The following is an 11,767-nucleotide window of genomic DNA, read 5'->3' as shown; positions in this document are numbered from 1 at the left end:
TTGACGCTAATTGATTGGTGCGGCGGAAGGGGGCTGCCCATCATGGGGGCGGAGGCTGGGCTGGCACGACGTCCTTCCCGAACGGAGCCCGTCATCGCCACCGCACTGCGTACCGCCGACAGCGCCCCCGCCGCGCCCCGCCCCCGGCAGCCGTCCCGCCGTACCGTCGCTCTCGTCCCCTGGGCGGTGGCCCTGGCCGTCGGGCTGTGGGGGATCCGCCGCGAGGGCACCCTGTGGGGCGACGAGGCCGCCACGTACGAGATCGCTCACCGCAGCCTGTCCGGGATCTGGCGGACGCTCGGTCACGTCGACGCGGTGCACGGCCTCTACTACCTCTTCATGCATGCCGTCTTCACCCTCCACGACGGCGGCCCGGCCACCCTGCGGCTGCCCTCGGTCCTCGCCGTCTCGGCCACCGCCGCGGGTGTCGCACTCCTGGGCCACCGGCTCGTCGGCCCGCGTGCCGGGCTCCTCGCCGGGCTGGTGCTGCCGCTGATCCCGGCGGTGCAGCGGTACGCACAGGAGGGGCGTTCGTACGCGCTGGTGTGCGCCCTCGTCACCTGGGGCACCTGGCTGCTGATCAGCCGGCGCTGGGCCGCCTACACGGCCGTGATGCTGGCGGCCGGTCTGCTGCACGAGTTCGCGGCGCTGGCGGTGCTCGCGCACGGCATCACGGTGTTCCGGTGGGACCGGGCGGGCCGGTTGCCGGGCGGCGGGCCCGGTACCTCGCCCGGCCTGCGGCGGTCCTGGCTGGTGGCCGCTGCGTGCGTGGCGGCGGGTCTCGCGCCGCTCGCCGTCTTCTCCATGACCCAGTCCTCCCAGGTCGAGTGGATCGGCCTGCCCCGCCCCGGCCAGCTCATCGCCTTCGCTGCCGTCGCGGCGACGGGTCTCGCCTGCGCCCGGATCGGCACGCGCGAGACCCGTACGGGTGAGACGTGTGCGCACCGAGCCCGTACGCATGAGACCCGTAAGCATGAGGCCCGTACGCCCCCGGACCTCCGTACCGTCGCGCTGCCGCTGCTGCTCGCGCCCGCCGGGCTGCTGATGGCCGTGTCGTACCTCCATCCCCTCTACGTCGGCCGCTACGTCCTCTTCCAGGCCGTCGGCCTCGCCCTGCTGCTCGGTTCGGCCCTGGACCGCCTCTGGTCGCGGGCCGTGGCGCTCGTCGCGGCAGCCGCGGCGCTCGTCGCGCTGTTCCCGGTGGGGCTTCCGCTGCGGACCCCGCAGAGCCGGCAGAACGACGTGACGGCGGTGTCCGCGGCCGTCGCGGCCACCGCCCGCCCCGGCGACGGGCTGCTCTTCGCACCGGCCCGGCGCCGGGCGTGGACCTTCTGGCACCCCGGCGACTACCGCGCGCTCGACGACCTCGCCCTGAAGCGTTCGCCGCGCGCCTCCCATTCGCTGTACGGCACCGAGCAGGCACCCGGCGAGATCCGCCGACGCATGCTCGCGCATCCCCGCATCGTCGTCATCAGTGACCTGCCGGGCCAGCCGCTCGACGCGACCGCCCAGGAGGAGATCAAACGCCGCACGCTGCACGGGTACTTCACCGCGTGCGGCAGCCGCCGGGTCACCTCGGCGCTGATCACCGTCTACGCTCGCGCCGGAGGCTGTCCCGTCGCCAGGCCATGACCGCCCCCGATGTGCCGGTCGGTCTAGGGTGTCCGGAGCCGGACGAGGGGAAACGAGAGATGCCTGCTAGCGGAGCGGTGACCCGCAGTACTCTGCGGCAGCAGATCGCCGATGCGCTGCGTGACGAAGTGCTCTCGGGCCGTCTCCAGCCCGGCGAGGTGTTCACCGTCAAACAGATCGCCGACGGGTACGGCGTCTCGGCGACCCCGGTCCGTGAGGCGCTCGTCGAGATGTCCGCACAGGGGCTCCTCGACTCGGACCAGCACAAGGGCTTCCGGGTCCATCAGTTCTCGGTCGACGACTACTGCTCCATGGTCGAGGCGCGCGCGCTGGTCGTCGACGGGATCTTCCGGCGGCTCGCGCTGCACCACGTGTACGGCGAGCCGCTGCTGTCCGTACGCCGCCGGGCCGAGGAGGCCGCACAGGCCGCCAGGACCGGCAGCCTGGACATCCTCATCGGCTACGACCTGCGGTTCTGGCGCGAACTCGCCGCCCTCACCGGCAACTGCTACATCGCGGACTTCCTGCACCGGCTGCGGGTGCAGTGCTGGGTGTTCGCCGTGCCGTACCTGCGGGGCAGCGAGGACATCTCCGGGTGGCTGTGGCAGGGGCACGAGGAGCTGGTCGACGCGCTGACGTGCGGGGACGGCCTCGCGGCACACGCGGTGATCGAGGAGTACAACGCGCAGTCCGTCAGCTGGGCCGAGAAGCTGCGGACCATCGCCGGACCGGGCGGTTCCGCCGGCCCCACCGGCCCCACCGGCCCCACCGGCCCCACTGGACCTGACGCGACCGCCCGGTCCGGCCGGTGAGCGAACAGCCGGTCGGGGAGAAACCGACGAGCGAACGACCGACGAGCGAGCCGCGGACGGGTGAACAGCTGGCCGCGGAGCAGTCGACCGGAAAGCAGTCCGTCGGGAAGCGATCCGTCGGGAAGCAGCGGTCCGCCACCGGAAAGTGGCCCGCCGTACAGCCGCCCGCCGGAAGACTCCCCGTCGTGGACCTCTCGGTCGTCGTGCCCGCGTACAACGAGGAGGGCCGGCTCGGCCCCACCCTGGACGCCGTCCGCGCCTACCTGGACAGCGAAGCGGGGCCCGGCACCTGGGAACTGCTCGTCGTCGACGACGGCTCCTCGGACGGCACCGCCCGCATCGCCCGGGACACCGCAGCCGCCGACCCCCGCGTCCGGCTCGTCAGCAGTACGGAGAACCGCGGCAAGGGACACGCGCTGCGGCTCGGTGTGGCCGCGTCGAAGGGCGTACGGGTACTGGTCACCGACGCCGATCTGGCCACACCCATCGAGGAACTGGCCCGGCTCACCGAACAGATGGAGGCCGGGTACGGAGCGGCGGTCGGTTCCCGCGCGCACCCCGATTCCAGCGTCGAGGTGCACCAGGGGCGGCTGCGCGAGTGGATGGGACGGATGGGGAACCGGCTCATACGGGCCGTGGCCGTCCCCGGTATCCGTGACACCCAGTGCGGGTTCAAGCTCCTGGACGGCGAGAAGGCCCGCGAGGCGTTCGCCGACGCGCGGCTCGACGGGTGGGGCATCGACGTCGAGATCCTCCAGTACTTCCGGCGGCAGGGCTGGGCGGTCGCCGAGGTCCCGGTGCGCTGGTCGCACCAGGAGGGTTCCAAGGTCGGCCCGTTCGACTACCTGCGGGTCCTCGCGGAACTGATCCGGCTGAAGACGCGTGCCGTGCGCCGGGTGGACCTGGCGGTCTGCGGTCTGTTCCTCCTTGCCTCCGTGCTGCTCTACAAGGGGCTGTGGACCGACCTCGACCACGCCTACCTCCGCGACTCCGGCCAGGACCAGAACCAGTGGGAGTGGTTCTTCGCGGTCACCGCGGACAACGTCGCCCACCTGCACAACCCGTTCTTCACGACCGTCCAGAACTTCCCGGACGGCGTGAACCTGATGGGCAACACCCCGATGCTGGGGCTGTCCGTCCCGCTGACCCCGGTGACGCTGGCGTTCGGACCGAGCGTGACCTGGGCGCTGGTACTGACCGGCGGCCTGGCCGCGACGGCGGCTTCCTGGTACTGGCTGATCGCCCGGCGGCTGGTCCGCAACCGGTGGGCGGCGGCGCTCGGCGGCGCGCTCGCGGCCTTCGCGCCGCCGATGATCTCGCACGCCAACGCGCACCCCAACTTCATGGTGCTCTTCATGATCCCGGTGATCATCGACCGGGCGCTGCGGCTGTGCGAGGGGCACCGCACCGTGCGCGACGGGGTGCTGCTCGGCCTCTTCGCGACGTATCAGGTCTTCCTCGGCGAGGAGCCGTTCCTGCTGGCCGCGGTCGGCATGCTGATCTTCGCGGCGGCGTACGCGGTGGTGCACAGGGAGGCGGCGCGGCAGGCCGCGCGCCCGCTCGCCAAGGGCCTGGCGATAGCGGCCGGGACGGCGCTGCCGCTGGTCGGGTACCCGCTGGCCTGGCAGTTCTTCGGCGCGCAGAGCTATCACAGCGTGCTGCACGGCGACAACGCGGGCAACAGCCCGCTCGCGCTCCTGGAGTTCTCCGGGCGGGCGCTGTTCGGCGACGACGCGACGGCGGACAAGCTGGCGCTGAACCGCACCGAGCAGAACGCCTTCTACGGCTGGCCGCTGGTCGCGCTGGCCTTCGCGGTGACCGTACGGCTGTGGCGGCGCCCGGTGGTGAAGGCACTGGCGTTCACGGCGGTGGCCGCCGCGGTCCTCTCGCTCGGCCAGAAGATCCGGATCCCTTACACGGACGTGGTGTTCCCCGGGCCGTGGCGGGCGATGGCCCATCTGCCGCTCTTCGAGTCGGTCATCGAGGGCCGGGTCGCGATGGTCTGCGCCCCGGCGCTCGGGATGCTGGTCGCGCTGGCCGTGGACCGGCTGACGCGCGCCCGCGCCCGTACTTCCGCCCCGAGCACCGTCAGCAGCCCAGTCAGCAGCCCAGTCCGCGGCCCCGTCCGTCCGTACCAGGTCGTCGGAGCCCTCGCCGTGGCAGCCGCCCTCGTACCGATCGTGCCCACCCCGTTTCCGGTCCAGCAGCGCCCGGAGATCCCGGCGTTCATCGCCGACGGCATGTGGAAGAAGTACGTCGGCCCCGGGGAGTCCGTGGTCCCGGTCCCGCTGCCCGACCCGGGTAGCGCGGAGGCCCTGCACTGGCAGTCGGCCACCGGACTCGGGTTCCCGGTGCCGGGCGGCTACTTCAACGGCCCCTACGGACCGGACCGTACGGGTATCTACGGAGCGCCGCCCCGCTACACCTCCAACCTCTTCCGGGACGTCCGCTACGGCGGGAAGGTCCCGGACATCGGCCCCAACTGGCAGGCGCAGGCGCGGTACGACCTGGCGTACTGGAAGGCGGGCGTGGTCGTCATCCCGCCCGAGGACAACGACGCCACGCTCTACGTCGTGGTGGAGAAGCTGCTGGGGCGGCCCGGCGAGCGGATCGGCGGCGCGTGGGTCTGGCCCGTGGGCAAGGGCAGTTGACGCGCGCGACCGCTGGGATCCGACGACGTCCGGAGTCCGGCCCGTGGGCAAGGGCAGTTGACCGGGGGTCTTCGCGCACGGCGCACGGCGCATTACGCTGGCCCGACGAGTCCGCCGGGGGGCGACCCCCGAACCCCCGCTAGGAGCCCCGTTGGCCTGTGACCTGTGGCTGGTCCCCCTCGTCGATGTGCTGTGCCACAGCCCCGACAACCCCTTCGCGGAAGAGATAGCCGTCTACGACAAGGCACTCGGCGAAGCCGGTCTGCCGTCCGTACCCGTCTACGCCTACATGCCGGGCCTCTCCGGTGACGTGGCCCCGGTGGCGGGCTTCGACTACGACGCGCTGCACTTCCTGCGGCGCGCGTACCTGCTGAGGATCTGCGGCCTGGAGGTCGCCCCGGTCGACGACCTGGGCAGCGACTACGAACAGCTCCTGGAGATGTTCGAGCCGACGGCGCAGCAGTCGCACCTGGTGTGGCACTACGACCACGCCGGGGCGTACGTCCCGGTGGACTTCGCGCTGCCGCTGGCCAACGACGAACTCCTCGCGGGCGGCGGACCGCTGGGCTCCGCGCAGGGGCTGCTCCGTGAACTGCAGTTCGTGGCGCAGTCGATCGGCATCGACGCGTCGAACCCTCCGGCGGCCCCGCAGCCGCCGGACCGCCCGACCTCCCTGGAGGAACCGGCGGGACCTGCCCCCTACGACAACAGCCCGTTCGCCCGGGAGCGGCACGTGTGGCTGGGGCTGCACGCGGCGGCCACCCGGAGCCTGGCGCAGGGCTCGATGATCATCTTCAGCTGAGCGGACTGCCTTCAGCCGAGCGGATCATCTTCAGCCGAGCGGCGCCGGAAGGGCAGGCGCGCAGACGGGAAGGGCAGGCACGGGAACCGCCCCGCGCCCGCCCTTCCCACAGCTTTCGCTGTCTGCCCGACCGCGTGCTCGTTACCCGGCCACCACGTGCTCGTCCGCCACCGACAGCGCGGCGTCCAGCGCGGCGAGGCCCTCCTTGGCCTCGGCCTCCGTGATGTTGCACGGCGGCACCACGTGCGTCCGGTTCATGTTGATGAACGGCCACAGGCCGTTCTTCTTCGCGGCGGCGCCGAACGCCGCCATCGGCGCGTTCGCCTCGCCCGTCGCGTTGTACGGGACCAGCGGCTCGCGCGTCTCCGGATTCCGTACGAGGTCCAGCGCCCAGAACGCGCCCACGCCCCGCACCTCGCCCACCGAGGGGTGCCGCGCGGCGATGTCCGCGAGGGCCGGTGCCAGGACATCGGTACCCAGACGGGCCGCCTGGCCGACGATGTCCTCCTCGTCCATGGCCTTGATCGTCGCGACGGCCGCCGCGCAGGCCAGCGGGTGACCGGAGTAGGTGAGCCCGCCCGGGTAGGGGCGCTTGGCGAACGTCTCGGCGATCTCGGCGGAGATCGCGACACCGCCCAGCGGGACGTAACCCGAGTTGACGCCCTTCGCGAAGGTCATCAGGTCCGGGGTGACGTCGAAGAGTTCGGCGGCGAACCAGCTGCCGGTACGGCCGAAGCCCGCCATGACCTCGTCGAGGATGAAGACGATGCCGAACCGGTCGCAGATCTCGCGGACACCCGCGAGATAGCCGGGCGGCGGCGTCATGATGCCCGCGGTGCCCGGAATGGTTTCGAGGATGATCGCGGCCACCGACTGCGGGCCCTCGAAGGCGATGGTGTCCTCGAGGTGCTGGAGCGCGCGGGCGCACTCCTCGGCCTCGGTGGTCGAGTAGAACGGCGAGCGGTAGAGGAACGGCGCCCAGAAGTGGATGACACCCGCCGACGCCGTGTCGGACGGCCAGCGGCGCGGGTCACCGGTGAGGTTGATCGCGGTGGCGGTGCCGCCGTGGTACGAGCGGTAGGCGCTCAGCACCTTCGTACGGCCGGTGTGCAGCCGGGCCATCCGGACGGCGTTCTCGACGGCCTCGGCGCCACCGTTGGTGAAGAAGATCTTGTCGAGGTCGCCGGGGGTGCGCTCGGCGATGAGGCGTGCGGCCTCGGAGCGCGACTCGACGGCGAACGCGGGCGCGAAGGTGGTCATCTTCGCCGCCTGCTCCTGGATCGCGGCGACGACCTTCGGGTGCTGGTAGCCGATGTTGGTGAAGACGAGGCCGCTGGTGAAGTCGAGGTACCGGTTGCCCTCGTAATCCCAGAAGTACGAACCTTCGGCACCGGCGACGGCGAGCGGGGAGATCAGGTCCTGGGCTGACCAGGAGTGGAAGACGTGCGCACGGTCGGCGGCCCGTACGGCCGCTCCTGCCTGCGGATCGGGCTGCGGAATCTGAGGGGTCATGCGGCCCAGCGTAGAGAGACGCAGGTCGGGACGCCCATGGCCATCGTGTATGGACTCGGCGGGATTGGTCGGCATGATGTCGCCCTTTTTCCCCGGCATGTCCACCCCGCACCGGGCCGTCGGACCGGCTCGCCCACCAGAACGGCTTCCGCCACGGAACCGGAACCGTGAGCAGGGGCGCACCGGTGGATCGCACAGGCGCACCAGCGGGTCGCACAGGCGCACTATCCTCGCTTGCGTCCGGCATACGCGGTCGCGCGTGCACGGTCGCGCGGTTGGCCGAGCGGGTACGGGGGAGACGGCACCACCATGGAGAGACTTCAGCCGGGCGATCCACAACGCATCGGTACGTACCGCCTGTTGGCGCGGCTCGGTGCGGGCGGAATGGGCCAGGTCTATCTGGCGCGCTCGGACCGCGGACGGACCGTCGCGGTCAAGCTCGTACGGCCGGAACTGGCCGAGGTCGACGAGTTCCGCGACCGCTTCCGCCTGGAGGTGCAGGCCGCCCGGCGGGTCGCGGGCGACGGGACCCCTCCTGGCCGTCAGGGCACGGGACAGACCTGGACCGCGCCCGTCCTCGACGCGGACACCGAGGCGCCGGTCCCGTGGGTCGCCACCGGTTACATCGCGGGCCCCAGCCTCCGGTCCGTGGTCTCCGGCGCGCACGGACCGCTGCCCGAGCGCTCGGTGCGCATCCTCGGCTCGGGCCTGGCACACGCCCTCGCGGACATCCACGGGGCCGGGCTGATCCACCGCGACCTCAAGCCGTCGAACGTACTGATCACCATCGACGGACCGCGGGTCATCGACTTCGGGATCGCCCGCGCGCTGGAGACGATGACCACCACGTACGACAGCCTGACCCGCACCGGCGCGCTGATCGGCTCCCCCGGCTTCATGGCCCCCGAGCAGGTGCGCGGCGGCCGGGTCACGACGGCCTGCGACGTGTTCTGCCTGGGCTCGGTGCTCGCGTACGCGGCGAGCGGGAAGCTCCCGTTCGGCACCGCGGAGAACGGGGTGCACGCGCTGATGTTCCGCATCGTGCAGGAGCCGCCGGACCTCGAAGGGCTGCCGGAGAGCCTTCAGGACCTGGTGGGCGACTGCCTCCGCAAGGACCCGGCGGCCCGCCCGACGGTGCCGCAGCTCCTGGAGCGTACGGCGGGGGCGGTGGCGGGCGAACCGTGGCTGCCGGGCCCGCTGGTCGCCCAACTGGGGCGCCATGCGGTGCAGTTGCTGGATTCGGAGGACCCGGACGGTGGGCCGGACCCGGCAGCGGCGGAAGCAACGGAAGCGGCGGAAGCAGCAACGGCGATAGCAGCCGCCGAAGAATCGGCACCGGGAACGGCACCGGGAACGGCACCGGGAACGGACCGGAGCACCGGCGCCCCCGAACCCGGACCTCCGATCCAGCCCGCGCAGCCCGTCCAGGCGGCCCCGCCGCACCCTTCCCCGCAACCCGCGCCCGCACCCGCCCCGCGCCCTCACGTGTCGCTCTCTTCCGTACCGCCCGCGTCCCCGGCGTACGGCTACCCCCGGCTGCCGCCGCAACCCGGGTACGGCTACCCCGTCCCGCCACCGGCGCCCGAGCCGCCACGGCGCATCAGCCGGTCGACGGTGGCGCTCGTCGCGGTGGCCCTGGTCGTCGCGATCGGCGCGGGCGGTTCGGTGTACGCGGTCATGAACAGGGACGACGGACCGACGGACACCACGGGCCGCTCCCGGACCGGATCCCCGCAGCCGGCGGCCGAGGAGGGCACCTCGGCGTCCCCGGCCCCGTCCGGCTCCGCGTCGGACGGGGCCTCACCGGACCCCGGCCCGACGTCCGGCACGATCCCCGACGGGTTTCTCGGCACCTGGAACGGCTCGGTGACCGGCGCCTCCGGTGCCAACCCCCGGCGGCTGGTCATCCAGCAGGGCGATGTGGGCGACACGGTGCTCTCCCTCACCGCCGACGGTGACGGGTATCACTGTGTCTTCGAGGCCGGGCTGGCCGAGGCCGGATCCCCCGGCGCCCCGCTGGAGATCGGCCCCTCGACGGTCACCGTCGGTCAGCCCATGTCCTCCTGCAAAGCGGGCGATGCGACCGAACTGACCTTGCTCCCCGACGGCACCCTGCGCCGGGTCAACACCGCGAACGGCGACAAACTCACGTACACGAAGTCGGACTGAGCCCGCACGCGGGCGGCCGGGGGTCAGGGCGGGGCCGGCCCGGAGGCGGCACGGAGGCGGACCGACCCCTCCGTCCCGTCGACTAGCCTTGCTCGACAATGAACCATTTGCCGACGTCATCAGGCGCGCTCGCCCTCACCCGCTTCCCGGAGGACCCCCGCGACCAGCTGCGGGCCTGGGACGCCGCCGACGAATATCTGCTGCGGCATCTCGAAGAGACAGCGGTGGCGGCGACGGGCGCCGTCGTGATCGGGGACCGCTGGGGCGCGCTCACCACCGCGCTGGCCGGACGCGCCACCGGGCCGGTCACCCAGATCACCGACTCCTTCCTCGGCCAGGAGGCCACCCGGGCCAACCTGGCGCGCAACGGGATCGCCGAGGACGCCGTACGGCTGCTGTCCACCCGGGACACCCCGCCCGACCGCGTCGACCTGCTGATCGTCCGGGTGCCCAAGAGCCTCGCGCTCCTGGAGGACCAGCTGCACCGGATCGCGCCCGCCGTGCACGCCGGGACCGTCGTCATCGGCACCGGGATGGTCAAGGAGATCCACACCTCGACCCTGAAGCTCTTCGAGCAGCTGATCGGCGGGACGAAGACGTCCCTCGCGGTGAAGAAGGCGCGGCTGATCTTCGCCACCCCGGACCCGTCGCTCTCCGCCGGACCCAGCCCCTGGCCGCGCAGCTACGAGCTCCCCGCCGGCATCGGCGCCGCGTCGGGACGCACGGTCGTCAACCACGCCGGGATCTTCTGCGCGGAACGCCTGGACATCGGCACCCGCTTCTTCCTGCCGCACCTGCCGCGGCGCGAGGGACCGCAGCGGGTGGTGGACCTGGGCTGCGGCAACGGCGTCGTCGGCACGGCCGTCGCGCTGGCGAACCCGCAGGCCGAAGTGGTCTTCACGGACGAGTCGTTCCAGGCGGTGGCCTCGGCCGAGGCCACGTTCCGCGAGAACCTGGGCCCGGACGCCGAGGCGGAATTCCTGGTCGGCGACACGTTCGCCGGGGTGCCCGCGGGCTCGGTCGACCTCGTACTGAACAACCCGCCGTTCCACACCCACCAGGCCACCAGCGACCAGACGTCCCGCCGGATGTTCTCCGGCGCACGCACGGCGCTGCGCCAGGGCGGCGAACTGTGGGTGGTCGGCAACCGGCACCTGAGCTACCACGTCACGCTGAAGCGGATCTTCGGCAACTGCTCGGTCGTGACGAGCGACCCGAAGTTCGTGATCCTGCGGGCCGTCAAGCGCTGAAGTCACGTCAGGGAACGGGCACCCGGCCGGTACGCGACTCCTCGCGTACCGGCTGCCGCTTGATCCGGTAGACGTCCCGCACGCACAGATTGAGCACCGTGGTCAGGGCGATGGCGCCCGCGCACACCAGGAGCACTACCGTGCCCGGCCACACGCCCGCGGCACCGTCGTCGCATGGCCGGTACCCACGATCCCGGCCAGCGGCGGCCGTCGCCCAGCTCGTCTTCGCCCTGGACATGTCGGTGGTCAATGTCGCACTGCCCGCAATCCGCACCGCGCTGGGATTCGCGCCGCTCGATCTGTCATGGATCGTGCACAGAAGCGGGACACCTCGCTGCGGATCTGGCGGATCGCCATCGAGCTCTTTGTCGAGCGGGGCTTCGGCAAGGTCTCGGTGACGGAGATCGCCGAGGCCGCGGACGTCTCGAAGATGACGGTCTTCAACTACTTCGGGAACAAGGAAGACATGGTCCTGAAACCCATGGAGGGGCACACCGAGGACATGGCCCGCGCGGTCCGCGAGCGCCCCCCGGGTGAGTCCGCCGTGGCGGCCGTGCACCGGCAGTTCCTCGACCAGCTGGCAGCCCGCGACGCGTCCGTCGGGATGAACGCCGATCCGATGAACCTGCGCGTACGCGAACTGATCCTCGCGACACCGGCGCTGCTGACCCGTACGTACGCCTGGAGTGCCCGATCCACGCAACTGCTCGCGGACGAGCTCATCGCCGAGGCGGGCCGGGAGCGCGGTGCCGCGGGCGAGGCGGTCGCGCACTGCGTGGCCATGCAGATCGCCGCAGCCCGCGCCTCCCTCATGGAGGAGATCCACCGGCGCCGGATCGGGGGCGAGAGTGTCGACGAGATCTGCCCGGTCGTGGTCACGCTCGCGCAGGAGGTCTTCGGACTGGCGGAGAACGGGTTGGGCGAGTACGCGGTCCGTCG

The 11,767-nt window shown here is 72.1% G+C and carries 9 protein-coding genes; 7 read left to right on the top strand and 2 right to left on the bottom strand.

Features of this window, described 5'->3' with window-relative positions; translation table 11 throughout:
• Nucleotides 1–42 precede the first annotated feature (42 nt).
• The 4 genes from NBY69_RS12450 (at nt 43) to NBY69_RS12435 (ending at nt 5,897) form a co-directional block, all read left to right on the top strand.
• A complete protein-coding gene (locus NBY69_RS12450; RefSeq protein WP_250300887.1) occupies nt 43–1,632 on the top strand; it encodes a hypothetical protein in 1,590 nt (529 codons plus the stop codon).
• A 59-nt stretch (nt 1,633–1,691) separates the two neighbouring features.
• Entirely contained in the window at nt 1,692–2,444 is a 753-nt protein-coding gene (locus NBY69_RS12445) for a GntR family transcriptional regulator (protein ID WP_250300886.1), read from the top strand.
• Nucleotides 2,445–2,629: 185 nt separating this feature from the next.
• Nucleotides 2,630–5,095 (top strand): dolichyl-phosphate beta-glucosyltransferase, encoded by a 2,466-nt coding sequence (locus tag NBY69_RS12440; protein WP_250300909.1) that lies wholly within the window; start codon nt 2,630–2,632, stop codon nt 5,093–5,095.
• Nucleotides 5,096–5,246: 151 nt separating this feature from the next.
• Nucleotides 5,247–5,897 (top strand): hypothetical protein, encoded by a 651-nt coding sequence (locus tag NBY69_RS12435; RefSeq protein WP_250300885.1) that lies wholly within the window; start codon nt 5,247–5,249, stop codon nt 5,895–5,897.
• Between the two features lie 141 nt (nt 5,898–6,038).
• Here NBY69_RS12435 and NBY69_RS12430 read toward each other — a convergent pair whose 3' ends face one another.
• Nucleotides 6,039–7,409, bottom strand: a complete 1,371-nt coding sequence (locus NBY69_RS12430) for an aspartate aminotransferase family protein (RefSeq protein ID WP_250300884.1) — start codon at nt 7,407–7,409, stop codon at nt 6,039–6,041.
• A 309-nt stretch (nt 7,410–7,718) separates the two neighbouring features.
• Here NBY69_RS12430 and NBY69_RS12425 point away from each other — a divergent pair, with 309 nt between their 5' ends.
• Nucleotides 7,719–9,578, top strand: a complete 1,860-nt coding sequence (locus NBY69_RS12425; protein WP_250300883.1) for a serine/threonine-protein kinase — start codon at nt 7,719–7,721, stop codon at nt 9,576–9,578.
• Between the two features lie 98 nt (nt 9,579–9,676).
• Nucleotides 9,677–10,828, top strand: coding sequence for a methyltransferase (locus NBY69_RS12420; protein ID WP_250300882.1), 1,152 nt, complete (start codon nt 9,677–9,679; stop codon nt 10,826–10,828).
• Between the two features lie 7 nt (nt 10,829–10,835).
• On the opposite strand, the gene NBY69_RS12415 is transcribed toward NBY69_RS12420, so the two are convergent.
• Nucleotides 10,836–11,066, bottom strand: a complete 231-nt coding sequence (locus tag NBY69_RS12415) for a hypothetical protein (RefSeq protein ID WP_250300910.1) — start codon at nt 11,064–11,066, stop codon at nt 10,836–10,838.
• Nucleotides 11,067–11,132: 66 nt separating this feature from the next.
• On the opposite strand from NBY69_RS12415, the gene NBY69_RS12410 reads away from it, so the two are divergent.
• Nucleotides 11,133–11,767: TetR/AcrR family transcriptional regulator (locus NBY69_RS12410; protein ID WP_250300881.1), on the top strand; the 635-nt coding region annotated here is incomplete at its 3' end.

The sequence above is a fragment of the Streptomyces sp. A 4/2 genome, assembly GCF_940670765.1.
GTDB lineage: Bacteria > Actinomycetota > Actinomycetes > Streptomycetales > Streptomycetaceae > Streptomyces.
The sequence above is the reverse complement of the archived record's forward strand: the minus strand, read 5'-3'. Positions and strand labels throughout refer to the sequence as shown.